Here is a 23318-nt window from a genome sequence, read left to right as displayed (position 1 = left end):
CAGTGGGGAGCGCCCGCGCCAGCAGCGGGTGATCGCCCGAGGCACTGGTGACCCGCCACCACGGCACGCCGGACCCCCAGGTGCGCAGGATGCGACCCACGAGGCGGGGGCCGACGCCGACGATCGCTCCGATCTCGCCGTACGCCGCGACCTTCCCCGGCGGGATCGCCTCGACCACGCGCAGCACCCGCTCGACGGTGAGGTCGTCCATGCGGGTGCGGGAGGGGCCGGTGGGCATGGCCGCCAGTGTGGCACGGTCGGCACGAGAGGGGGCGGCGCGGGGGCCTCGTCCTGAGGTCCCCGCGCCGCCCTCACCGCGGAGCGTCCCCGCCAGGGGAGCTCTCGGTGTCGTGCCGCTCAGTCAGGCGCGGTGCGAACCGCCCTGCGGGTCGCGGAACTCCGGCGTCTCCGGCGGCAGCTCGCCCTCGTGCTCGCCGATCTGCTCGTCGCGGATCTGGTCGTCCCCGATCTGCTCATCGCCGATCTGGTCGTGCCCGGTCCGCCCGTGGCGGGGCTGCTCATGCCCGGTCTGTTCCGGCCGGCCGAACTGCTGCTCGGCCGGAGGGGTCTGGCGGCCTTCGTGCACCGGCGGGTTCCCGAACTGCTGCTCAGCGGGCGGTGTCTGCTGCTCGAGCGACGGGTCGGCCTGCTGCGGGGCGCCCTGCTGTCCGGCGGGCCCGCCCGTGGCCTCCGTCGAGGCGCCCGGGGTGCGGTCCGGGCCGTCACCGATCAGCGGCTCTCCGTCCACGGGCCGCGCGGCCCGACGGCCGCGACCCGTGCCGAGATCGTCGCCGCCCTCGGCGCCGGGGCCGTGGTGATCGGCACGGCCATCCAGGCCGGTGTGGCTCTCCTCGCCGGTGCGGCCCGTGCGGTCGCGACCGAGGTCGTCACCACCGGCGCCATCGCGACCGAGACCGTCATGACCGGTGCCGTCGCGATCGGTGCGGTCGTTGTCGGCGCGGTTCCCGTGGTCGCCCGCGCGGTCACGGGATCCCTCGGAGCCGTGGTCGCCGTGGTCGCTGTGACGTCCGTCGTGCCGAGCCTCGCGAGCGCCGGCATCATCGCGCCGGCGGCCACCCGCGTCGGGCGTGTGATCACCCGAACGGCCGGGGGCGCCGTGTGCGGAGGCATCCGGATCGAGGCGGTCCGCCTCGGCGAGCCGCTCGTCCACGCTGCTGCGCTCCTCGTCCACGACAGCGCGCTGCTCCTGGGCTTCGGCGCGGCGACGCTCGGCCACGATCTGATCCTGCTCGGCCTGCTTGACCTTCCGTTCGGCGTCCAGGCGGGCACGGTCGGCCTCGAGCTCGGTCTCGCGTGCCTTCAAGTCGCGCTCCTGCACGGCCTGCTCCTGCTGCTTCGCCTCGTCGCGGAGCTCGGCGGCCCGCTGACGGTCCGCTTCCTGCTGCCGGGCCTTCTTGCGCTTCGAGGCCATCACTCCCAGGACGATCAGGACGATGAGGACGATGAGCACCAGCAGGGCGATCCCGATGAGGACGGGTGTGGACAGTTCCATGGTCGGCTCCTAGCGGTCGATTCCTCCACACGGTACGCATGAAGGTCTTCCTCCGTATACGGCGATTGCATCAGACTCGTGGCCTCCGTGGGGTCATTTCGAGGCATCTGTTCACTCCGCAGCGGGCTCGTTCGCGCTTCTGACCGCCGGTAAGGTAAGGGCTCGTGAGCACTTCCGCGTCCCGCACCGACCCTGCCGGCACCGATCTCGTCGAGGGCGATGCCCCGTCCGTCCCCGGCACGGCCCTCGTCGACGAGTCCCGGCGGGTGCTCGTGCATCTGCTGCAGGGCCCCTTCCTCGACGGGCGCCGCGACGGCGCCCGGTACGCGCAGCTGCTGCGTGACCGCGCCGCGCTCGAAGCCCGACTCGCGGATCTCTTCCTCGAGCTGATCGTCGATGACGACGCCCAGGTCGCCTTCGTGCGCCAGAGCGAGGAGGACCCCGACGCCCCCAAGCTGCTGCGCCGCCTGACCGGCATGAACCGCCTGGACTCAGTGCTGATGCTGGTCCTGCGGCAGATGCTGCTGACCCAGTCCTCGCGGGGGCAGCGCACCGTGGTCTCCGAGGCGGAGCTGGCAGGCGCTGGCCGCCTATCGGCGCACCACCTCGACCGACGAGGCCGGCTTCGCCAAGGAGGTCCGCGCCTCGATCGCGAAGATCCAGCGCGCCGGACTGCTGGACGAGCAGGGCGACGACTTCGAGGTCTCCCCGGTGCTGCGACTGATGATCGGCCCCGACACCGCACGGGAATTCATCGCGCTCTACCGCGAGGCCGGGGTGAGCGGTCTCGAGGACCCGCAGGACGACCCTGCGCAGGACTCTGCGAATGGCGACGCCGACACCGAGGGCTGACCCGTCGGTCGGTCGGGCGTGTCGCAGCGGTCCTGCTGATCCGCTGCGCTGACCTGCTTCCCGGTGTCGATACGGCCGTCGAGCCTGCGATCGACGCCCGTTCCGTCGTGCCCGGAGCAGGGCCCCGGCGTTCCCGCGAGCCGGGTCGACGATGAACATCGGGTGTATATGAAAGGCCATTTCATAAAACCCTCTTGTCGTGCCGACCGTGCCGTGGAATAACTGTTGCAGCAGGTCAAAGAGACGCGCCTGCCCCGAACGCGGGGCAGTGCGTGCTCTCCACGCACGCCCCCGGGGTCATCACGTGAGAACACTTCGCGCCTCATGCCGTCGCACCGTGGGAGCGCTCACATCACCTGCTGTCAGCCACAGAAGCGTGCGCTCGCAGACCGAGCGCCGAGCAGGAGGTAGCACCGTGACAGGCCCCGCCCGATGACCGCGCCACCGGCGGTCTCCGCCCCCGGCGCCGCGCCCGAATCGCCGCCCATCGGAGATCGGACGCCCGTGCGCGCCGCGTCGCGACGCCGCCGGGCCAAGCGCGCGCTGCGCGGCAGCTGGCAGCTTTACGTGCTCGTCGCGCCCGCCGTGCTCTTCTTCCTGATCTTCAACTACGTCCCGATGTACGGCGCGCAGATCGCGTTCCGCGACTTCATCGCCTCCGACGGCATCTGGGGCAGCAGCTGGGTCGGCTTCGAGCACTTCGAGCGCTTCTTCGACTCCTACTACTTCTGGCGCCTGCTGCGGAACACGCTGGTCCTGAGCCTCTACCAGCTGCTCCTCTTCCCGCTGCCGATCATCCTGGCCCTCGCGCTGAACGAGGTGAAGAACCACGTCTTCAAGCGCTTCGCCCAGACCCTGACCTACGCGCCCCACTTCGTGTCGCTCGTGGTCGTCGTGGGCATGCTGTTCGCCTTCATGGACCCGCGCACCGGACTGATCAACCACGTCATCGAGCTGATCGGCCTCGAGCCCATCCAGTTCATGCAGGATCCGGGCTGGTTCCGACACCTGTACGTGTGGTCCGGCGTCTGGCAGTCGCTGGGCTGGAGCACGATCATCTACCTCGCGGCGCTGGCCGGGGTTAACCCCGAGCTCCACCAGGCCGCCCAGGTCGACGGTGCGAACCGCCTGCAGAGGATCCGGCACGTCAACATCCCGGCGATCATGCCCACCGTCGTGATCCTGCTGATCCTCGACTTCGGCAGCTTCATGGCGGTCGGCTTCGAGAAGGCGCTGCTGATGAACAACTCGCTCAACGCCGAAGCCTCGGACATCATCCAGACCTTCGTCTACGAGACCGGGCTGCTCGAGGGCCAGTACAGCTACGCAGCAGCGGTCGGTCTCTTCGACTCCGTCATCAACATCATCCTGCTGGTCGGCGTCAATCAGCTCGCCCGCCGGTACTCAGAGAACAGCCTGTGGTGAGCTCATGACCTCCTCCACCTCCGCCTCCTCCGCCTCCGACACCGTGCGCCGCAGCCGCCGTCACAGCCGTCTCACCTCGCACGATGACCGCTGGTTCGACCGGCTCAACACAGCCTTCCTGATCGTGGTCGTCCTCGTGATCGGATACCCGCTCTGGTTCGTCCTCATCGCCTCCGTCAGCGACCCGCACGCGGTCGAGACCGGCCGGGTGTGGCTCTGGCCCGTCGACCTGAACCTGGACGGCTACGCGAGGGTGTTCGCCCAGGGATCCATCTGGGTCGGGTACCGCAACACCGTCGTCTACACGCTGGTGGGAGTCGCCCTGCACCTGCTGCTCGTGCTGCCATGCGCCTACGCGCTCTCGCGGCGGAATATGGCCGGCCGCACCGCCGTGACCTGGTACATCCTGTTCACGATGCTGTTCTCCGGCGGCCTCATCCCCACCTACCTGGTGGTCAAGGATCTGGGGATGCTCGACACGATCTGGGCCGTGGTGGTCCCCGGCGCCGCCGGCGCCTGGTCGGTGCTCGTCGGCCGCGCGTTCTTCACCCAGAGCGTCCCCGAGGAGCTGGCCGAGGCGGCGACCGTCGACGGGGCCGGCGACATCCAGATCTTCCTGCGCATCGCGATCCCGCTGTCCGCACCGATCATCGCGACCCTCGCCCTGTTCCACGGCGTCGGCCTGTGGAACGAATACTTCAGAGCCCTCATCTACCTCTCGGACCGGGACAAGTACACCCTCCAGCTGGTGCTGCGTGAACTGCTGGTGGTCTCCCAGGAGACCTCGCAGAGCGGAGCCGGGGAGGCTGGCTCGCTCATCGAGCAGCAGCGCCTGGCCTCGCTGATCAAGTACGCCACGATGATCGTCGCCTCGCTCCCGCTGCTGATCGTCTACCCCTTCCTGCAGCGCTTCTTCACCCAGGGCGTGCTCATCGGATCGGTCAAGGGGTGAGCCCCCGATGATCACGCGTCTGGACGGCGTCCTGCAGTGGGTGGTGCGACTGGTGTGGTTGAACGCCTGCTGGCTCGCGCTCACCGCGGCCGGCGGCATCGTCCTCGGGATCGGCCCCGCCACCCTCGCCGCGCACGACGTGTCCCGGCGCTGGATGCAGGGCGAGACGGACCTGCCCGTCGGCCGCACCATGTGGCGACGTTGGAAGCGCGGATGGATGATCGCCAACGCCACCACGCTGCTGGCCCTCGCCCTGTGCGGGGCGCTGCTGTCCAGCTGGTGGCTCTCCCGCACGCTGCCGCCCATCCCGGCCGCCCTCACGCAGGGCCCGGCGCTGCTCGGACTGCTCCTGATGATCGTGCTGATGCCGCACCTGCTCTGGATCGCCGGGCAGGACGACGACGGCCCCGCACCGCGCCTGGCCACGGTCTTCACCGCCGCGCTCGCGGTCGGCGTCATGCGACCGCTGCTGACGCTCGCCCTGCTCGTCGCGGTGATCGCCTGGCCGCTCCTGCTGATCGCCGCCGGCGTGCCCGGGCTGCTGCCCGTGTGCGGTGTCAGCGTCCCCCTCGCCGCCTCGGCCTGGTGCCTGCACCGGACCGTCCCCCAGATCTGTCCCAGTCCCACCCCTGAAAGGAACCCCTCAGCATGACCCTCCGACCCTTCACCCGTCGCACCGCCCTGGCCACCGGGGCCGCCCTCGCCACAACCGCCGCTCTCACCTCGTGCGGTGCCGGCGGGGAGGACTCCGAAACCCTCGACAAGATCGAGAACCTCGACGACAACATCAACGCCGAGGGCATGCCGATCGCCGACGAGAAGATCACGATCGACTTCCTCAGCGCACGCCCCTCCACCACCGCCGAGGACTGGAACGAGGTCACCTCGATCAAGGCGACCGAGGAGCTCACGAACGTCCACATCGATTTCGGCCTGGTCCCGCAGGATGGGACGGCCGAGCGACGGAATCTCGCCCTGACCAGCGGTGACTATCCCAGCGCCTTCTACCGCAACGGCGTCGGCACCGGCGACATCGCGACCTACGGCGAGCGCGGCACCTTCATCGCGCTGAACGACCTGCTGGCGGACTACATGCCGAACCTCACCGCCCTCATGGAGGAGAGCCCCCAGATCAGGGAGGGCCTGACCTTCCCCGACGGCAACATCTACTCCACCCCCAGGTCTACGACCCGAACTCGCTGGGCCTGCGCTACATGTTCAAGCTCTGGGCCCGCCAGGACTGGCTGGACCGCTTCGGGATGGCGGTGCCGCAGACCACCGAGGAGTTCGAGGCCTACCTGGAGGAGGCCGTCAACACGGTGGACGGCGCCATCGGGCTCACCGATCCCGTGAACCTCGGGGAGACCTACCCGACTCTCTACGGAGCGTTCGGCGTGGCCAACCAGGGCACGGCGGCGGGGCAGATCGACCTCGACCCGGACACCGGGGCGATCCGCTACTTCCCGGTCTCCGACGGCTACCGCGACATGATGGAGTACCTGAGCCGCCTGTACAGCAAGGGCCTGATCCCGGCGGAGATCTTCTCCTCGGACCGTGCCACCTTCACCGCCCAGGGCAGCCAGGGCATCATCTCCGCCTGCTCCACCGCGGCACCTGCCGGCTACTTCGGGGAGGAGGGCGAGAACTACGTGGTCGTCCCGCCGCTGACCCGGGAAGCGGGGAGACGCCGGTCTGGCACGCGGTGCGCTCTGAGCTCGCCTCGATCGGCCACTTCGTGATGACCGACCGCTGCGAGCACCCGGTCGCCCTGGCCCGCTGGATGGACTACTGGTACAGCGAGGAGGGAGCACGCCAGTTCTTCCTGGGCAACGAGGGGGACAGCTGGGAGGAGGTCGACGGCGAGTACCGCCTGCTGCCGGAGATCACCGAGGGCCAGTCCGTCGACGACGGGCTCAAGCCCCACTCGATCTTCATGGGAGGCAGCTACCCGGGATGGGTGACCGAGCGGTGGTTCGGCGGGGTCGAGAGCTCGCCGCAGGCGGTCGAGAGCTCGAAGGCGATGGAGCCCTACGCGCTCAAGGAGGTCTGGTCCGCGTTCACCTTCACGCCCGAGGAATCCGACGTGCTCGGCACCGTCGGCGCGGAGATCGGCAAGTACCTCGACGAGTCCCGCAGCGGCTTCATCACCGGCCAGCTGCCGCTGTCGGAGTGGGACAGCTTCGTCGAGACGCTCGAGAACATCGGACTCACGGAATTCCTCGAGATCCAGCAGGCGGCCTACGACCGCCGGAAGTGAGCTGCTCCCGGACCGGCCGCGAGGGCCGGTCCGGGGCCTCTGGGGTGATTCCGGGTGATTCTGGGCGATCCGAGGGTGATCTGGGTCGCTTTCCTGCCCTTCTGTCGTGCCTGAGCGCGGTGCTGGGGAGGATCTCGTCCTGGACGACAATTGCGCACCACCGGCGTCGCGGAATAAGGTCAGGCTCGCCTAACCACCGATCCTCGGTGGCCTCGATCCTGGAGGACCCGCTGTGAACCTCTCCCGCCGCACGCTCGTCGCGCTGTCCGTGCTCGCCGCCCCGGCCCTGGCCTCCTGCTCCGGGAGCGCCGGCGACGGCGGTGCCGACGGGGGCGGCGCGGCCGGGGATCACTACGCCGCCGTCACCCACTTCTACGGCGAGACCGTGATCGAGGCGGAGCCCGTCCGCATCGCGACCGTCTCCTGGGTCAATGCCGACACGATGCTCGCCCTCGGCCTGGTGCCGATCGGGATGCCGACGGTGACCTGGGGCGGCAACGGCAACGGCTCGACCGACTGGATCGACACGAAGCTCGAGGAGCTCGGCGCCGGCTGGGACACCGACGGCGCGCCCACCCAGTACGACGAGTCCGACGGCATCAACTACGACGAGATCGCGGCGCTGACCCCGGATCTCATCATCGCCGCCTACTCCGGCGTCACCCAGGAGGAGTACGACCAGCTGACCCGGATCGCCCCGACGATCGGCCCGCTGGCCCCGAACTACACCGCCTCCTGGGAGGACACCCTGGCCGCCGTCGGTGCCGCCACCGGACGCTCCGAGGAGGCGGCGACCCTCGCCGAGCAGATCAGCGCGGACCTCGCCGCCGTCGGCGAGGAGAACCCCGCCGTCGCCGGCGCCACGTTCATCGCCGGCACCCTCGGCCTGGCGGACAGCTCCATCGCCCTGTACGTCGGCGAGGACACCCGCCCCCGGTTCTTCACCGCGCTCGGCATGACCCAGGCCGAGGTGGTCACGGAGAACACCGAGGACGCCGAGAACTTCTACCTCGAGTGGTCCTCGGAGCGGGCCGACGAGCTGGACTCCGACCTCTTCTACACCTGGGCCGCGCCCGGCAGCTCCATCGACGACTTCCAGGCGGACCCGCTGTTCGCCCAGATCCCCGCCGTCGACGCCGGTGGCGTCGTGCTCACCGACGACGATCACCTCACACTGTCGATCTCCGCCGCCAACGCGCTCAGCCTGCCCTGGGCCCTGGAGCACTTCGTGCCCACGGTCGTCGAGGTCGCGCAGAGCGTGCGCGGCTGACCGCCCACGGTGCGTCGCTCCACCGCGCTCGCGCTCGCCGGCGGCCTCCTCGCCTTGGCGATCGCGTGCCTGCTCTCCCTCATGGTCGGGGCCCGCACGGTCTCCCCGACCACTGTGGTGGAGGCGCTGCGCTCCCCTGACGGCACCCTCGCGGACCACGCGGTGATCCACGCACGCCTGCTGCGCACCGTCGCGGGGGTCGCCGTCGGTGCGGCACTGGCCGTGGCGGGCGCCGCGATGCAGGGCATGAGCCGCAACCCGCTCGCCGACCCCGGGATCCTCGGGATCAACGCCGGGGCGACCACCGCGGTGGTGATCGGGTGTATCTGGCCGATGCTTCCCGCGTGGCCGAGTTCATGGTCCTCGCCCTGCTCGGGGCGGCGCTGGGGACCGTCGCCGTCTACACGGTCGCCTCGCTGGGGCGCGAGGGGGCCACCCCGTCAAGCTCGCCCTGGCCGGCGCCGCGCTGACCGCCGGGCTCGGCTCCGTGGTCAACGCCCTGGTGATGGTCGACGACTCCTCTCTGGACCGGCTGCGCTTCTGGCAGGTGGGCACCCTCGGCGCCCGCAGCCTCACCGATATCGCGGGGGTCGGGGTGCTGATGGCGATCGGAGCGGTCGTGATCGTGCTCGCCACCGGCGTGCTCAACGCCCTCGCCCTCGGCGACGACGCCGCAGTGGGCCTCGGCGTGAAGGTCGGCCGGGCCCGGGTGCTGCTGGGGGTCGCGATCATCCTGCTGTGCGGCGCGGCCGTGGCGCTGGCCGGCCCCATCGGCTTCCTGGGCCTGGTGGTCCCACACGCGGCCCGGCTGCTCGTCGGCGGGGACTACCGCCGCATCGTGCCGCTGTGCCTGCTGGGCGGGCCGGTGCTGATCCTGCTGGCCGACACCGCCGGGCGGGTGATCGCCCCACCCGCCGAGGTGCAGGTGGGCGTGATGACCGCGCTGATCGGCGTGCCCGTCTTCGTGCTCCTCATCCGCAGCCGACGGCAGGTGGGACTGTGAACACCCTGGCACTGCGCCCACGCACCCGCCGCACCGCCCTCACCGCAGCGGGCACCGGACTGATCCTGCTCGGGCTGATCGCCGTGCGGGTGCTCGTGGGCACCCCGATGGTCCCGCTCGACCTCGCCCTGCGGGTGATCGGCGGCGAGCAGATCCCCGGCATCTCCTTCATCGTGATGGACCACCGGCTGCCCACCGCGGTGGTCGCACTGCTGGCGGGCGTCGCCTTCGGGCTCTCCGGCACCGTGTTCCAGACGATGCTCCGCAATCCGCTGGCCAGCCCCGACGTCATCGGCGTGACGCTCGGCGCCTCCGCCGGGGCGGTGATCGCGATGGCGTTCTTCCAGGCCGACGGCCGCGCCCTGTTCTGGTTCGCGCTGCTGGGAGGGCTGGGCACGGCAGTGCTCCTGCTGCTCGTGGCCGGCATGGGAAGCGTGGGAGGCGTGGGCAGGCCGGGAGGCGCTGGCGCCGTGGACAACCGCTTCGTGCTGGTGGGCATCGGATTCGCCGCCGCCCTCGGCGCGCTCATCTCCTACCTGCTGACCCGCCTCTCGCTGCAGTCCGCGGGCGATGCGATGCACTGGATGATCGGTTCGCTGTCCACCTCCACCTGGGATCGGGCGGCGGTGCTGGCGATCACCCTGGCGGTGCTGATCCCCGCCCTCGCCCTGCTGGTGGTGCGGCTGCGGATCCTGCAGCTGGGCGACGACACCGCCACCAGCCTCGGCCTGCCGGTGCCCCGCACCCGCGTGGCCCTGATCCTGGTCGCCGTGACCCTCAGCGCTCTCACCGTCGCGGTCACCGGCCCGCTCTCCTTCGTCGCCTTCCTCGCCGGACCGATCGCGCGGATGCTCGCGGGACGTCCCAGCTTCCCGCTGGCCGCCGTGGTCGGCGCCGTGATCGTGCTGCTCGCCGACATCGCCGGCCAGAACCTCTTCGGGAGCACCGAGCTTCCCGCCGGGGTGGTCACCGGCGCGCTCGGCGCCCCCGTCCTGCTGTGGATGCTCACCCGCACCCCGACCTCCGGAACCGGAAGGTGACCTAACCCCGATGGCACTGATCGAAGCCCAGCACCTGCACCTGGCGTACGACCGCCGGGAGGTCGTGCACGACCTCAGCCTCGCGCTGCCCGAAGAGCGGATCACGATCATCGTCGGCGCCAACGGCAGCGGGAAGTCGACCCTGCTGCGAGGCATGTCGCGGCTGCTCACCCCCGCAGCGGCAGCGTGCTGCTGGACGGCCGGGACCTGCACTCCCTGCGCGGGAAGGAGCTCGCTCGCCGCCTCGGCCTGCTCCCGCAGACCCCGGTCGCCCCGACGGCGTCACCGTGCGCGAGCTGGTGACCCGCGGCCGCTTCCCCATCAGGGGCTGTTCCCGCAGTGGAGCGAGCAGGATGAGCGGGCCGTGGCCGAGGCGCTCACCGCCACCCGCACCGATGAGCTCCAGGGGAGGCTGCTCGAGGAGCTCTCCGGCGGGCAGCGCCAGCGGGTGTGGATCGCCATGGCTCTCGCCCAGCAGACGGAGGTGCTGCTGCTGGACGAGCCCACCACCTATCTCGACGTCACCCATCAGCTCGAGGTCCTCGACGTGGTCCGCGACCTCAACCGCGAGCGCGGCACCACCGTCGGCATCGTGCTGCACGACCTCAACCTCGCCGCCCGCTACGCCGATCACCTGGTCGCCGTCCGCGCCGGCGAGATCCACTCCCAGGGCTCCCCGGCCGAGGTCATCACCGAGCAGATGGCCCACGAGGTCTTCGCCCTGGACGCCCATATCGCCCCCGACCCCGTCACCGGCACCCCGATGGTCCTGCCCCTGGGCAGGGACCGCACCGACGCCCCCACCGACATGAGGAGGACCCCGTGTCCACCACGACCCAGACCGCGCCCGCGACCGAGCTGGTGCCAGCCCTCGAGCACTCGAGCATGCTCGCCTTCGAGCTCACCGTCGCCGCGCGCCGCCCCTGGGCCCGTCCCTGGTGCGGTTCACCTTCACCAGCCCCGACCTCGAGCACTTCGGCACGTGCTCCCACCCGCTGGACCTGCGGGTGAAGCTGATCGTCCCCGGGCCCGAGGCCAGCGCCGACCATTTCGTGGCGGTGCGTCCGGACGGAATGCTCGACCCTGCCGCGCACGCCGAGTGGTACCGCAGCTGGTTGCAGATCGACCCGGCGGACCGCGGCTGGATGCGCACCTACACCGTGCGCGAGCAGCGTGCCGCCGGCCATCCGGGCAACCTCTCCGCACACCCCGAGATCGACATCGACGTCGTGCTGCATCTGGATCCCGTCGAGGTGCCCGGCCAGGGCGTCGCCGCGCGCTGGGCACGGGACGCGGAGCTGGGGGACACCATCTCGATGCTCGGACCGAACCGTCACCTGGTGGGCCCCGAGTACGGCGGCATCGAGTTCCGCCCCGGCACCGCCCGCACCGTGCTGCTGGTGGGGGACGAGACCGCAGTGCCCGCCGTCGGCTCGATCCTCGAGGCCCTGCCCGCCTCGATCAGCGGGCACGCCCTGCTCGAGGTGCCCGAGGCCGGTGACGCGCAGGAGCTGCTGACCCGTTCCGGGGTGCAGGTCACCTGGCTGCCCCGCGAGGGACGCCCCCATGGGGAGCTGCTCGACGCCGCTGTGCGGAGCCTGATGAGCGAGAACGCCCAGGCGTTCCGGGACGCCGCGGCCGACGGGCCCGAGGCGGCCGACGGTACTGACGCGGCGCTGCGCGAGGAGCTCGAGGACGTGGACGTCGACGAGACCATCCTGTGGGAGACCACCACCGGGCACGGTGCCTTCTACGCCTGGCTCGCGGGGGGAGGCCGGCCTGATCAAGACCCTGCGCCGGCACCTGGTCAGCGAGCTGGGGCTGGACCGCAAGCAGGTCTCCTTCATGGGGTACTGGCGGCAGGGGCGGCCGGAGAACTGAGGGGCAGGCTCTCAAACACCAGCGGGCCGCTACACTCCGTGACTCGTCATATCTCAGGAGCTGCGTGACTGCTGTCGCCGAATCGAAGAGCGGGCCCCGGGCCGGGCGGAAGGCGAGCTTCCGCCCGGATATCCAGGGCCTCCGCGCCATCGCCGTGCTGCTCGTGGTCCTCTACCACGCGGGGGTGGGGACGCTGTCCGGCGGGTTCGTCGGAGTGGACGTCTTCTTCGTGGTCTCGGGATTCCTGATCACCACCCATCTGCTGGAATCGCTCGAGGCGGAGGGCCGGATCTCCTTCGGCAGGTTCTATGCCAAGCGGGCACGCCGCATCCTCCCGGCCTCGCTGCTGGTCGCCGCGCTGACCGCCGTGGCGGCATGGCTGTGGATGCCGCCGCTACTCATGTCCGAGGTGGTCAAGGGGCTGTCGCCACCGCGCTCTACCTTCCCAATGTCCTGTTCGCGATCGACGGCACGGACTATCTCGCCGAGACCAGCCCGTCGGTGTTCCAGCACTACTGGTCGCTCGGGATCGAGGAGCAGTTCTACCTGTTCTGGCCCGCGCTGCTCGCGCTCGGATTCTGGCTGTGCCGCCGCAGCGAGCGGCGCCTGCTGTGGGTGACCGCAGCGCTGACGCTCGCCTCCTTCCTCGCCTGCGTGCTCTGGATGGGCGTCTCCCCGTCGTGGACGTTCTTCTCGCTGCCCACACGGGCGTGGGAGCTGGGTGCCGGCGCGCTGACGGCGTTCCTGCTGCGCACCGGGGCCGCATGGCTGCGCCGGCCGGCGACGGGGCTGCTGTCGTGGGTCGGTATGGCCGCCCTGGTCGTCACCGCGCTGCTGTACGACGCATCGACGCCGTTCCCTGGCTACACGGCGGCGCTGCCGGTGGCCGCGACCGTGCTGCTGCTCGTGGGCGGGACCGCGCCCGGAAACCTGCACCTCAACCGCCTGCTGAGCCTGCAGCCCTGCCAGTTCATCGGAGCGATCTCGTACTCGCTCTATCTCGTCCACTGGCCGCTGCAGGTGATCCCGCAGGTCGCGGTGGGGCAGGACGAGCCGCTCTCGCTCGGGGTGCGGCTCCTGCTCGGCGCGGTCGCCATCCCGCTCGCCTGGCTGCTGTACCGCGTCGTCGAACGCCCCGTGATCGGCTGGCACGTGCTCCGGGAACGGACCCCGCTGCTGACCGGTGCCGCCGCCGCGGCCGCCTCGCTGAGCCTGATCGCCACGGCGGGCGCCGTGCATCTGGGAACGGCCCAGCAGGACACCGCGACAGACCGCACCGCGGAGGAGACGGACGGGCTCACCGCAGAACCGGCGGGCACCGGCTTCGTCCCCGCGAACCTCCAGCCCTCCCTCGAGGAAGCGGACTCCGACAACCCCACGATCTACGACGACGGGTGCCATCGCTCGCAGGCCAGCACGGACTCCAGCGGATGCCAGATCGGCGACGACCCCGATGCGCCGCTGGTGTTCCTGTTCGGCGACTCCCACGCGGCCTCCTGGTATCCGGCGCTCGCGCAGCTGGCGCAGGAGGGGAAGATCCGGCTGGACACGAACACGAAGAGCTCCTGCCCGTCGGCGGATCTGCCGCTGCTGCTGGACGGGCTCGCGTATACGCAATGCGATCAGTGGCGCGAAGGTGTGCTGGAGCGGATCGGCGACGAGGACCCCGATCTCGTGCTGCTGGCCAACTACGGGGCCGCCGAACCCGAGCTGGAGGGCGGTGCCGATGACTTCGCCGCGCAGTGGCAGTCCGGCATGGAGTCGACCGTCGAGGCGGTCGACGGGCCCGAGGTGGCCGTGCTCGCCGACGTCCCCCATCGAGCCGAGACCCCGGCAGTGTGCCTCTCGGATGATCTCGAGGACGCTGGGAGATGCGCGGCACCGGTCTCCTCGGCGTTCAGCCCGGACATCATCCGGGCCGAGCGGGCGGCGGCCGACGCGACCGGGGCCCGCTATCTCGACCTGACGCCCTATCTCTGCAATGACGAGACCTGCCCGATGATCATCGGGAACACCCTCGTCTATCGCGATGGGCACCACCTCACCGCGACCTTCAGCGCGAAGCTCGCCCCGCCGCTGTGGGAGCAGATCAGCCCCGCTCTCGGCTGAGCTCCAGGCCTGCCGCACCGGATCGGTGCGATACCCCGTGGTTAGACTGCCGCGAACGGCCCCCGTCGACCTCAGCCGATGCGACCTCCAGGAAGAAGCATGCAGCAGACCACCTCCGGGACACCGCTCGTCTCCCTCGTGATCCCCGTGTACAACGCGATGCCCTATCTCCGGGAGACGCTCGACGCCCTCCCGGCGCAGGGGCTGGACGAGTCGCAGCTCGAGGTCGTCCTCGTCAACGACGGCTCCGATGACGGCTCCGAGAAGCTGCTCGCCGAGTACGCGGCCCGCCACCCCAACTACCGTCTCATCGACCAGCCCAACTCCGGCGGCCCCGCGGATCCGTGCAACAAGGGCATCGCCGCGGTGAGAGGGAAGTACTTCTTCGTCGTGGGTGCGGACGATGTCCTCACGGAGGGCGCGCTCGGCGATCTCGCCGCCTACGCCGAGAAGGAGGGATCGGACATCGTCCTGGCGAAGATGGCCGGGCTCAACGGCCGCCATGCGCCGAGCTCGATGTTCCATCGCACCGTCGCGGATGCCGACATCGTCGCCGACAAGCTGTACAACTCGCTCACCGCGATCAAGCTCTTCCGCACCGATCTGGTGGCGAAGACCGGTGCTCACAACCCCACGCACCTGCGCGTCGGCTCCGACCAGCCGTTCACGCTCGCCTGCTACCTGGCGGCGGACAAGATCAGCGTGCGAGCGGACCGCGATTTCGTGCTGATCCGCAAGCGGGACGACGGCAAGAACGTCACCTCCTCCGCGCGCAGCGCCTGGGACTACGCGCAGCTGCTCGCTGCGTGCATCGAGGTCATCGTCCAGTTCTCGGAACCCGGCACGCTCCGGGACGGGATCCTGCGGCGCCCGATCCGAGGGGCGCTGCGCAAATCGCTGCATCCGCGCTTCCTGGACCTCGAGGAGGAGAAGCAGGAGGCGGTGGTCGCAGAGATCGCACAAGCGCTCACTCCCGTCTATACGCCGGCCGCCGCCGCTCACCTCGGTCCGCTCGAGAAGGTCAAGGTCCGCCTCGCCCTCGACGGCCGCACCGCCGTGCTGCGCCGCCTCATCACGTGGGAGAAGGGCGGGGGAAGGAGAGGCTCACGCATGACGAGACCGGATTCCATCTCGACCTGCCCCCGAGCTGGCCCAGGAGATCGGCGCGGAGCTGCTCCGCGATGTCACCGTCACCGGGATGGTGCGGCTCGAGAGCCTGGCCGTGGAGGGCTCCCGGGCCCGCCTCGTCGCGAGCGCGAGGGTCAAGGGGTGCATGGCGCCGCCCGATGCCGTGGCGCTCCGCGTGCAGAGACGAGGGACGGAGGACTGGTCCGACCAGTGGGCGGGCGAGGCGCGCGAGATCCTGCGGGATGGCAGCCGTGCCCTCGAGCTCCGGGCCGAGATCGATGCGGACCGGCTCGAGAAGGGGGTCTGGGACATCTCCGTCGTCCACCGCTACGGCTCCGAGGAGCTCGTGAACCGGCTCGGAAGGCTCCGCTCCGAGGAGATCATCGAGCGACGCCACCGCCTGACCGACGGGACCGGCCAGCGGGAGATCGGCACCGTCTACTACACCCAGGGCTTCGGGAACGTGTCCCTCGACATCGGGTACACGCTGCTCGAGCGGTCAGGCCCCGATGCCCGAGTGCTCACCACCCTGAGCACCGGAACCGGTCACCGCGTGGTGCTGCTCGCTGCTGACAGCACGCACTCGCTGCGGGCCTCCGTGCACGCGGACGAGGCCGCCGGAGGCGACGGCGAACCGGTCCCCCTCATCCCGGCGGGGGAGGGGTTGTTCGCACTGTCCCTGCAGGACGGAAGCGGCCGCGAGACGCGCTGGCTGAAGGTGGAGGACGACATCGGGCACGTGGTGCTGACGATCCCCGAGGCCGTCTCCATTCCCCGCACGCAGGTCGGCGGCTCAGTGCTGTCCGCCGCGGCAGATGGAGGCAAGCGCACGGTGCGTGCCATCGCCCGGCGGCTGGGCGTGCGCCGCCCGAGGCGCTGATGCAGCTCGCGCGCCCGGACCGGATCATGTCAGGATCCTTCAACAGTCGGGCGCGGACCTGCACCGGTCGGAGTCCGCTGGTCCCGAAGATAAGAGGCGAGGTGTCATGACCGCGATCGGTATGCGGAAGATGGCTGAGGTGCTCTCCCTGTGGCCGCTGGTCGTGAACGTCCTCGCAGCGCTGTCACCTGTGGTGATGCTGGCGTCCGGCGGGGACCGTCGAGCACTGCTCCTGCCGCTGGTGACGCTGCTGCTCATCGGATGGCGCCAGCGTCACACACTGCTGACGATCCCTCGGGACATCGGTGGCGCCGGCCGGTACATCACCGCCCGCTATCTCTTGCTCGCCACGGCCGTTGCCCACCTGTACGTCCGCGCGGAGCTCGACGGCGCCGTGATGATCGTCCTCGTGCTCGCCGTCCTGGCGCTCGCGCAGGAGCCTCTCCTGCGGTCGCTCTCCTCTCTCGCCGTCCCCTACGCCGCGAACCTCCCTGATCGAAAGGTCCGCAACAGCGCCGCCTTCCCCTACGGGTGGGTCTTCCCCGTGAACGTGCTGGGAGTGGCCGTCCTGGTCGCCGCCGCCGTCGCGCCGAGCCTCCTGATCCCTGCCGCCGCGCTGCTCGTGATCATCTCGCTCGGCATCGGCCTGGCCGCCCTCATCGACGTCATGCGCAGGATCCAGGACCGTCGCAGATTCCAGGCGGGGCTCCCGCAGCTCCTGGAGCAGATGCAGCCCGTCTTCTACGTCTACTGGCACGCGCCGCCTCGCTCCGCCTTCCAGGTGACGATGTGGCTGCCCTACCTGGAGCGGCTCGGAGTCCCCTTCGCACTGGTGGTGCGCACGGTGCCGACCTTCCACCAGCTGGCCGCGGCGACCGAGCATCCGGTGCTGCTGCGGCGCTCGCTCACAGACCTCGACGACCTCATCGTGCCCACCCTGCGCGGCGTGTTCTACGTGAACAACGCGATGCGCAACAACCACATGGTGCGCTACTCGCAGCTCACCCACATCCAGCTGCTGCACGGGGAGTCCGACAAGGCCTCGAGCGCCACCCCGGTGATCCGCATGTACGACCTCGACTTCGTTGCGGGGCAGGCGGCGATCGATCGCTTCGAGAAGTTCGGGGTGTCGATGCCGGAGGACATGTTCCGCATCGTGGGCCGTCCTCAGGTCGAACACGTCGAGGCGGAGCGGGGGCCGATCGGGCAGCTCCGGGACCACGCGGTGCTGTATGCGCCCACGTGGGCCGGGTACCAGGCCGAGACCAACTACTCCTCGCTGCTGGCGGGGCCCGCGATCGTCCGCGGCCTGCTCGATCGTGGGTGTCGCGTGGTGTTCCGCCCGCACCCCTACAGCTCGCGCTCGCCGGAGCTGCAGGCAGCGTGCGAGGAGATCCGGGAGATGCTCGCGGCAGACGCGGCGTCAACCGGTCGCGAGCATCTCTTCGGGGCGCTCGCGGAGGAGGAGATGAGCGTGACCGACTGCTTCAATGCGGCGGATGCGATGATCTCCGACGTCTCAGCCGTGGTGGGAGATTTCCTCCACTCGGGCAAGCCGCTCGCCATGGTCTCGCCTCGTACCGGCGCCGCGGAGTTCGTCGAGCAGTTCCCGATGGCGCGCGCCGCCTATGTGCTCGTGGTCGAAGGGCAGGCATTGCCCCATCTCGAGGAGACGCTCGACAGCTTGCTCACTGCCGACCCCGGTCGCGATGAGCGGCTGCGATGGGCCACGTATTACCTCGGGGACATCCCGCGGGACTCCTACGCTGATCGGCGTGTGCACGTCGCACAGGCGGAACTCGGCCTGATCGCGCCGGGCGAGGTGAAGGATCTGGAGCCTACGGCGGAGCCCACCGGCACAGTCTGAGCCCCTCTTCACCCACCGGGGTTGTGCGGTGCGCCGGTGCTACCCTCCGAAAGGCGCGAGAAAGCTCCGATCGCTCAGCAACGGACGCTGAACCGCAGAAGCATCCCGCGCGCCGCCGCCCCAGATAGATGAGGTCCGTGTTCATGGCTCTGTACGTCTCGGTGATCATCCCCGTGTATAACTCCGAGCACTACGTGCGGGATGCAATACGGTCCGTGCAGGAGCAGTCGCTCGATCCTGACCTCCTGGAGATCCTCGTGGTCGATGACGGCTCCACGGACGGGAGCGGGGCACTTCTCCACGAGATCGCCGCCTCGGATCCACGGGTCACCGTCATCTCTCAGGAGAATTCCGGGACTCCGGGTGGTGGACGTAATCCCGCGATCGGGCGTGCGCGTGTGGTGAGTTCATCTTCTTCCTCGATTCCGATGACAAGCTCACCCCCGATGCGTTGCAGAAGATGGTGCAGGCTGCGCACGAGGGCGAAGCAGATGTCGTTCTCGGCAAGCTCGCGAGCATGGACGCGCGTCACGCACCCGCCAGCATGTTCAAGCACAGCGTGGAGGACGCCGACCTCATCGAGGACAACGTCTTCAACACCTTGGGCCCGACCAAGCTGATCCGTCGCTCCCTCATCGAGAGTCTCGGGCTGAGGTTCCCTGAGGACCAGATCACCGGCGAGGATCAGCCGTTCATGGCGGCCGTCTACCTCAATGCCCGGAAGATCTCGGTCCTCGCGGACCAGGACTACTACCTCATCCGTCATCGTGCCGATGGCACCAATATGACGCTCGGGGCTCGCGGCCCCGGCGAGCATCTGCGCACGGCAGTGCGGCTTTCGAAGACCATCGAGCAGTACACGGAGCCGGGAGAGCGTCGCGACGCGCTGCTCCGCCGGCCGTTCGCCTGGACGATGAAGCGAGTGCTCGACGGGCGCTGGCTCCGTCTGCCGCGCGAGGAGCAGGAGTCGCTGGGAGAGATCTTCCGGTCCGAGATCGGCCATCTCTACACAGAGGAGCTTCGCCGTCGCGTCCCCGAAGAGACTCGCTGGAAGCTCGATCTTCTCGCTGCGGACAACCTTGAAGGGCTCGCTGCGACCATCGAGTACTTCGTGGAGAACCCTGACCGTCAGCTGATGTGGAGAGAGGGCGCATTCCAGCGCAAGGTGCCCCCGAGCTGGAGATCCTCGTGCCGGCGGCGAGCCGCGAGACGGCGCCGCCCAAGATGTCCACGAAGCTCGAGGACGTCAGGGTGAAGGGTCGGACGGTCCAGGTTTCCGCCTCCGTGAGGATCGCGGATCTCGAGGGCGCTCCCGAGAGGCTCGGGATCCGCGGCCACCATCGCCATTCCGGCGCCGTCGAGGATTTCAGCGTCGCTGCGTCGGAGCTCTCGCCGGATGGTCCGTCCTTCCTGGTCAGTGCCGAGCACAGCAGTCTGGACCGCGGCGTATGGGACCTCTTCACCGTCGTCGCATTCGGCGAGTTCGAGAAGGAGCTGCGGCTCGGGGCCGAGCGTGCACGCTCTGTCGAACCCGAGGGGATCAGCAACCTTGCGGATGATCCGATGCCGCAGGATCGGTTGATCGCCTACTTCACGGAAGGCCCCGGGAATCTCTCGATCGACCGCGGAGGCCTGCTGCTGCGCAACACCGCGAGAGCTCGGAGCGTGGGACTCACGGTCGATGAGAATCGGCGAGCGATGATGCTGGTGCAGACGGCCGGCGTGCCCAAAGAGAGCGACGAGTACTTCTGCTACCTCGAAGGGATCCCGCAGCACGGAGGCAGGCAGCTGCTGCCGACAGTCCAGCTCGGCGACCGTCTGCTCGGGCTGCGTCTCCCGCTCACTGCGGAGATGATCGGAGCGACGGTGACGGTGTCGGCTGCTCTGAACAAGGTCCGCACCCCTCTGCAGTTCGTGGGCACAGAGTTCTGGCCGGCCCGGGCTGCAGGCTTCGGACTCGCCGAGGGCGAGGACGGCAGCGTGGTGGTCGTGAAGCCGGGGACGCGCACACGGGAGCGCTCCGCGGCGAAGCCGTTCACGCCCCGTCGCGTGAAGCAGAGGAGCACTCCGCGCGCACGCGCCGCTGCAGCAGCGAAGTCGTTGCCTGTGGTGGGTCCGGCGCTCACTCGAGCGGTGCGGACCGTCCGGGGTGGCGCGCGTGAACGCGCCGATCTCGACCTTCTGGTGGCGATGGAAGTTCCCCCACCGGTTGAATTTCGGCGATGAGCTCACGCCGCCGCTCGTGGAACGGCTGACGGGGCGGCGGGTCGTCTGGGGTGCGCCGAACCGCTGTGACCTCGTGGGAGCCGGGTCGGTGATCCAGATGATCCTCAGGAAGCAGGGGACCAATCAGCCCCGGGTCTGGGGGAGCGGATTCATCCGTGCGGAGGTGCCGGGGAGGAACCGGCGCCTCTGGATGCGCTCGCGGTGCGTGGGCGCTCCACGCTCGCACGGGTCGACAACCTCTCGCCACGCACGATCGCGCTCGGCGATCCCGGGATCCTGGCACCGGTGCTCCTGGACGGTCCGGTGAAGAAGAGGTACTCGCTGGGAGTGATCCCGCACTACCACGACGTCACGTCTCCGGTCGTCCAGAGGATGCGGGACCTGGGCCCCGAGGTGCGCGTGATCAACGTGGCGTGGACCCCTGAGGAGGTCGCGCGCGAGATCGCCTCTTGCGACGCGGTGATCTCCTCCAGCCTGCACGGACTGATCTTCTCCGACGCGCTCGGCGTCCCCAATGCGCATATCAGGCTGGGCAACAAGCTCAAGGGCGGGCTGTACAAGTTTCACGACTACTACTCGGCCTACCCCGGCGAGCACCGCTATCGCGAGTACGTGGAGCCGACGGGCGGCGCGGCGTCCGTCAGCTCGGTCCTGGAGGCCGTCACCGAGAGCTACGCAGAGCCGACCGGGCTGCACGATCTGCAGGAGGGGCTCGTCCAAGCGCTGCGTGACCTCTGAGACACAATCGGCCCGAGTCGATCACGGCTGCAGGGTGAGGCGATCAGGTCGCCGTACAGTGGTGGCTCGCGCGAACTCGATGAACTGTGAGTGAAATGCGGGTGTCGCTATCATGAACCTATCTCCGGGGCTCTTGAGTTCGCCTCGTCTCGGCGAGATTGGAGCAGTGTCTTGACCGCTGGTGAGGCAGGACGAGTCGCGGTGCCTTCGGCGCCGGAACCGCTCGAGCGCACTTTCGCCCAGGCCGACGTGGAGAGCGTCGCCAGGGAGAACGGGCTCGAGCCGATCGGAGTGCGGCCGCGCCTGCTCGGGTACGTGAAGGAGCTGTGGGCCCGGCGCTCCTTCGTCAAGGTGCTGGCGGTCTCCAAAGCCCACGCCGAGAACCAGAACACTTACCTCGGACAGCTGTGGACCGTGCTCTCACCGCTGATGAACGCCGCGGTCTAGTGGTCATCTTCGGGTTCATCCTGCAGGTGGGTCGAGAAGGCATCGAGAACACCATCGCCTTCATCGTGTGCGGCGTGTTCATGTTCCGCTTCTTCGAACGCTCCGTCATGGCCGGTGCCCATTCGATCAACAAGAACCTCAACCTCGTGCGGTCCGTGCAGTTCCCGCGCGCCGTGCTGCCGACCGCCGGTGTCCTCGCGGAGCTCGCCGTCCTCGGGCCGACGGTCGTGGTGATGTGCGTGGTCTCGTACGTCTCAGGGTTCCTGCCCTTCGCGGGGGAGGTGACCATCGACTGGTACTGGCTGCTGACGATCCCGGCCATCGGCCTGCTCTGGCTCTTCTCGACCGGTTGCGCCTTCCTCGTGGCCCGCTGGGTTGCGATGACGCCGGACCTGGACAACCTGCTCCCGCACGTCATGCGCGTGCTGATGTACGGCTCAGGAGTCATCTTCTCGATCGATCGGTTCCTGGGAGGCTTCAGCTGGGGATGGATCGTCGAGTATCAGCCCGTCGCCGTCTATCTCTATCTGGTGCGCTCCTGCCTGCTGAACGAGCCCGCCTACGAGCCGAGCCTCACGATGTGGCTGTTCGGCATCGGCTGGGCGGTGGCGTTCGCGATCATCGGATTCCTCGTGTTCTGGCGTGGAGAGGAGAGGTACGGACGTGACTGATGTCGAAGAAGAGGTCGACTTCGAGGTGGATCCCGAGGACCTCGACGGACCACCTGTCCTCCCCGTCCCCTCGGATCGTCTCTCGCTCCTCGTCAACGACCTGCACATCACTTACAGAGTCTTCGGCGCGAAGAAGGTCGGGCACGGGCCCGGGCGGGATTGGGGGATCCTCGGAAGGCTCGTGCGTCGTGGGGCGAAGCAGCCTGCGGTCCGTGAGGTCAAGGCGATCAAGGGGGTCACTTTTGCGGCGCGCCATGGTGAGGCCATCGGCATCATCGGCGAGAACGGCTCGGGCAAGTCGACCCTGCTGCGCGCCATCGCGGGCCTCATCCCCCGGCGGCGGGGACGGTCCATGTGGCGAGCAGCCCTTCGCTCCTCGGCGTGAACGCCGTGCTCATGAAGGACCTGACCGGCGAACGAAATATCATGATCGGCGCCCTGGCTCTGGGTCTCAGCACCAAGCAGGTCAAGGAGCGGTACCAGGAGATCGTCGACTTCGCGGAGATCGGTGAGTTCGTCAACCTGCCGATGAAGGCTTACTCCTCGGGGATGGGTGCGCGGCTGCGCTTCGCCATCTCCGCCTCGGCGGTCCCGGACATCCTGATGATCGATGAGGCACTGGCCACCGGCGATGCTCACTTCCGAGCCAAGAGCAAGGCGCGGATGGACGAGATCCGCCAGTCGGCCGGCACCGTGTTCCTCGTCAGCCATTCCCTGGCGACGATCAAGAGCATGTGCACGCGTGTGCTCTGGGTCCACGAGGGCAAGCTGGTGATGGACGGAGATCCGACCGAAGTGTGCCGGTCCTACAAGGCGTTCGTCGATGCCAAGAATCCGAAGAAGAGGGGCAGGCCCCAGCCCAAGAAGTGAGCGCTCGCGCAGACGGCGGCGGAGGGAGCTTGCTCCCGCGGAGGTCGGCCGTGGCCGGCCGCAGTGGGCCTGATGAAAGAGAGGGCGTGCCCCGATCCAGGATCGGGACACGCCCTTCTCGACGCGTCGGCCCCGGCGCGCGGGGCCGACGCACGGCCTCACGTCATTGCCGCACGACGATGTTCTCCG

General features: G+C 69.3%; 25 protein-coding genes and 6 pseudogenes. 29 read left to right on the top strand and 2 right to left on the bottom strand.

Features of this window, described 5'->3' with window-relative positions:
• Positions 1 to 91: 91 nt before the first annotated feature.
• Both H3H54_RS19165 and H3H54_RS15630 read right to left on the bottom strand, forming a co-directional pair.
• A pseudogene (locus H3H54_RS19165) lies at positions 92 to 211 on the bottom strand (cysteine methyltransferase); the annotation flags it as partial.
• Between the two features lie 150 nt (positions 212 to 361).
• On the bottom strand, positions 362 to 1513 hold the full coding sequence (locus H3H54_RS15630; RefSeq protein ID WP_262424585.1) for a hypothetical protein: 1152 nt from the start codon (positions 1511 to 1513) through the stop codon (positions 362 to 364).
• Positions 1514 to 1677: 164 nt separating this feature from the next.
• Here H3H54_RS15630 and H3H54_RS15625 point away from each other — a divergent pair.
• From H3H54_RS15625 to H3H54_RS15495, 29 genes and pseudogenes are all read left to right on the top strand, one after another.
• Positions 1678 to 2365 (top strand): annotated as a pseudogene (locus H3H54_RS15625) (DUF4194 domain-containing protein).
• A 432-nt stretch (positions 2366 to 2797) separates the two neighbouring features.
• Positions 2798 to 3790: a sugar ABC transporter permease gene (locus H3H54_RS15620; RefSeq protein ID WP_262424583.1), complete on the top strand. Its 993-nt coding sequence runs from the start codon at positions 2798 to 2800 to the stop codon at positions 3788 to 3790.
• 4 nt (positions 3791 to 3794) lie between these two features.
• Positions 3795 to 4742 (top strand): carbohydrate ABC transporter permease, encoded by a 948-nt coding sequence (locus H3H54_RS15615; RefSeq protein ID WP_262424582.1) that lies wholly within the window; start codon positions 3795 to 3797, stop codon positions 4740 to 4742.
• A gap of 7 nt (positions 4743 to 4749) precedes the next feature.
• Entirely contained in the window at positions 4750 to 5394 is a 645-nt protein-coding gene (locus tag H3H54_RS15610; protein ID WP_262424581.1) for a YesL family protein, read from the top strand.
• Positions 5391 to 6095 (top strand): hypothetical protein, encoded by a 705-nt coding sequence (locus H3H54_RS15605; RefSeq protein WP_262424580.1) that lies wholly within the window; start codon positions 5391 to 5393, stop codon positions 6093 to 6095. The genes H3H54_RS15610 and H3H54_RS15605 overlap by 4 nt, the downstream gene beginning before the upstream one ends.
• Positions 6062 to 6481, top strand: coding sequence for a hypothetical protein (locus H3H54_RS15600; RefSeq protein WP_262424579.1), 420 nt, complete (start codon positions 6062 to 6064; stop codon positions 6479 to 6481). The genes H3H54_RS15605 and H3H54_RS15600 overlap by 34 nt, the downstream gene beginning before the upstream one ends.
• Complete coding sequence (locus H3H54_RS15595; RefSeq protein WP_262424578.1) at positions 6445 to 6999, top strand: hypothetical protein; 555 nt, start codon at positions 6445 to 6447, stop codon at positions 6997 to 6999. Before H3H54_RS15600 ends, H3H54_RS15595 begins: the two co-directional genes overlap by 37 nt.
• Positions 7000 to 7231: 232 nt before the next feature.
• Positions 7232 to 8269, top strand: coding sequence for an ABC transporter substrate-binding protein (locus H3H54_RS15590; RefSeq protein ID WP_262424577.1), 1038 nt, complete (start codon positions 7232 to 7234; stop codon positions 8267 to 8269).
• An 81-nt stretch (positions 8270 to 8350) separates the two neighbouring features.
• Positions 8351 to 8569 (top strand): annotated as a pseudogene (locus H3H54_RS15585) (iron chelate uptake ABC transporter family permease subunit); the annotation flags it as partial.
• Positions 8570 to 8589: 20 nt separating this feature from the next.
• Positions 8590 to 8739 carry a hypothetical protein gene (locus H3H54_RS15580; protein WP_262426549.1) on the top strand — a complete coding sequence of 50 codons (150 nt, stop codon included), beginning with the start codon at positions 8590 to 8592 and terminating at the stop codon, positions 8737 to 8739.
• Positions 8721 to 9272, top strand: coding sequence for an iron ABC transporter permease (locus tag H3H54_RS15575; protein ID WP_316249231.1), 552 nt, complete (start codon positions 8721 to 8723; stop codon positions 9270 to 9272). Before H3H54_RS15580 ends, H3H54_RS15575 begins: the two co-directional genes overlap by 19 nt.
• A complete protein-coding gene (locus H3H54_RS15570) occupies positions 9269 to 10312 on the top strand; it encodes an iron chelate uptake ABC transporter family permease subunit (RefSeq protein ID WP_316249230.1) in 1044 nt (347 codons plus the stop codon). The genes H3H54_RS15575 and H3H54_RS15570 overlap by 4 nt, the downstream gene beginning before the upstream one ends.
• Before the next feature lie 10 nt (positions 10313 to 10322).
• Positions 10323 to 10763, top strand: a pseudogene (locus H3H54_RS19755) (ATP-binding cassette domain-containing protein); the annotation flags it as partial.
• A 371-nt stretch (positions 10764 to 11134) separates the two neighbouring features.
• A complete protein-coding gene (locus H3H54_RS15560; protein ID WP_262424576.1) occupies positions 11135 to 11323 on the top strand; it encodes a hypothetical protein in 189 nt (62 codons plus the stop codon).
• Positions 11251 to 11898 (top strand): annotated as a pseudogene (locus tag H3H54_RS19750) (siderophore-interacting protein); the annotation flags it as partial. The gene H3H54_RS15560 and the pseudogene H3H54_RS19750, both read left to right, overlap by 73 nt.
• 157 nt (positions 11899 to 12055) lie before the next feature.
• A complete protein-coding gene (locus tag H3H54_RS19745) occupies positions 12056 to 12193 on the top strand; it encodes an SIP domain-containing protein (RefSeq protein ID WP_395962935.1) in 138 nt (45 codons plus the stop codon).
• 64 nt (positions 12194 to 12257) lie between these two features.
• On the top strand, positions 12258 to 12812 hold the full coding sequence (locus H3H54_RS15550) for an acyltransferase (protein WP_262424574.1): 555 nt from the start codon (positions 12258 to 12260) through the stop codon (positions 12810 to 12812).
• The gene (locus tag H3H54_RS15545) at positions 12695 to 14302 is read left to right on the top strand and encodes an acyltransferase family protein (protein ID WP_262424573.1); all 1608 of its coding nucleotides are present in this window, start codon (positions 12695 to 12697) and stop codon (positions 14300 to 14302) included. Before H3H54_RS15550 ends, H3H54_RS15545 begins: the two co-directional genes overlap by 118 nt.
• A gap of 99 nt (positions 14303 to 14401) precedes the next feature.
• A complete protein-coding gene (locus H3H54_RS15540) occupies positions 14402 to 16003 on the top strand; it encodes a glycosyltransferase family 2 protein (protein WP_262424572.1) in 1602 nt (533 codons plus the stop codon).
• On the top strand, positions 15948 to 16310 hold the full coding sequence (locus H3H54_RS15535) for a hypothetical protein (RefSeq protein ID WP_262424571.1): 363 nt from the start codon (positions 15948 to 15950) through the stop codon (positions 16308 to 16310). Before H3H54_RS15540 ends, H3H54_RS15535 begins: the two co-directional genes overlap by 56 nt.
• Positions 16311 to 16416: 106 nt before the next feature.
• Positions 16417 to 18177 (top strand): CDP-glycerol glycerophosphotransferase family protein, encoded by a 1761-nt coding sequence (locus tag H3H54_RS15530; protein WP_262424570.1) that lies wholly within the window; start codon positions 16417 to 16419, stop codon positions 18175 to 18177.
• Between the two features lie 128 nt (positions 18178 to 18305).
• Positions 18306 to 18563: pseudogene (locus H3H54_RS19740) on the top strand (glycosyltransferase family 2 protein); the annotation flags it as partial.
• Positions 18564 to 18586: 23 nt separating this feature from the next.
• Positions 18587 to 19432, top strand: a complete 846-nt coding sequence (locus tag H3H54_RS15525; RefSeq protein WP_395963790.1) for a glycosyltransferase — start codon at positions 18587 to 18589, stop codon at positions 19430 to 19432.
• Positions 19366 to 20403 carry a hypothetical protein gene (locus H3H54_RS15520; protein ID WP_262424569.1) on the top strand — a complete coding sequence of 346 codons (1038 nt, stop codon included), beginning with the start codon at positions 19366 to 19368 and terminating at the stop codon, positions 20401 to 20403. Before H3H54_RS15525 ends, H3H54_RS15520 begins: the two co-directional genes overlap by 67 nt.
• Before the next feature lie 201 nt (positions 20404 to 20604).
• Complete coding sequence (locus H3H54_RS15515; RefSeq protein ID WP_262424568.1) at positions 20605 to 21141, top strand: polysaccharide pyruvyl transferase family protein; 537 nt, start codon at positions 20605 to 20607, stop codon at positions 21139 to 21141.
• Positions 21142 to 21342: 201 nt separating this feature from the next.
• Positions 21343 to 21588 (top strand): hypothetical protein, encoded by a 246-nt coding sequence (locus tag H3H54_RS15510; RefSeq protein WP_262424567.1) that lies wholly within the window; start codon positions 21343 to 21345, stop codon positions 21586 to 21588.
• Positions 21588 to 22259 carry an ABC transporter permease gene (locus tag H3H54_RS15505; RefSeq protein WP_262424566.1) on the top strand — a complete coding sequence of 224 codons (672 nt, stop codon included), beginning with the start codon at positions 21588 to 21590 and terminating at the stop codon, positions 22257 to 22259. Before H3H54_RS15510 ends, H3H54_RS15505 begins: the two co-directional genes overlap by 1 nt.
• Positions 22252 to 22644, top strand: a complete 393-nt coding sequence (locus H3H54_RS19160) for an ATP-binding cassette domain-containing protein (protein WP_316249058.1) — start codon at positions 22252 to 22254, stop codon at positions 22642 to 22644. The genes H3H54_RS15505 and H3H54_RS19160 overlap by 8 nt, the downstream gene beginning before the upstream one ends.
• The gene (locus tag H3H54_RS15495) at positions 22641 to 23129 is read left to right on the top strand and encodes an ABC transporter ATP-binding protein (RefSeq protein ID WP_262426548.1); all 489 of its coding nucleotides are present in this window, start codon (positions 22641 to 22643) and stop codon (positions 23127 to 23129) included. Before H3H54_RS19160 ends, H3H54_RS15495 begins: the two co-directional genes overlap by 4 nt.
• The last annotated feature ends 189 nt before the right edge of the window (positions 23130 to 23318 follow it).

Source organism: Brachybacterium sp. Z12 (assembly GCF_014400405.1).
In the GTDB taxonomy this organism is placed as follows: domain Bacteria; phylum Actinomycetota; class Actinomycetes; order Actinomycetales; family Dermabacteraceae; genus Brachybacterium.
The sequence above is the reverse complement of the archived record's forward strand: the minus strand, read 5'-3'. Positions and strand labels throughout refer to the sequence as shown.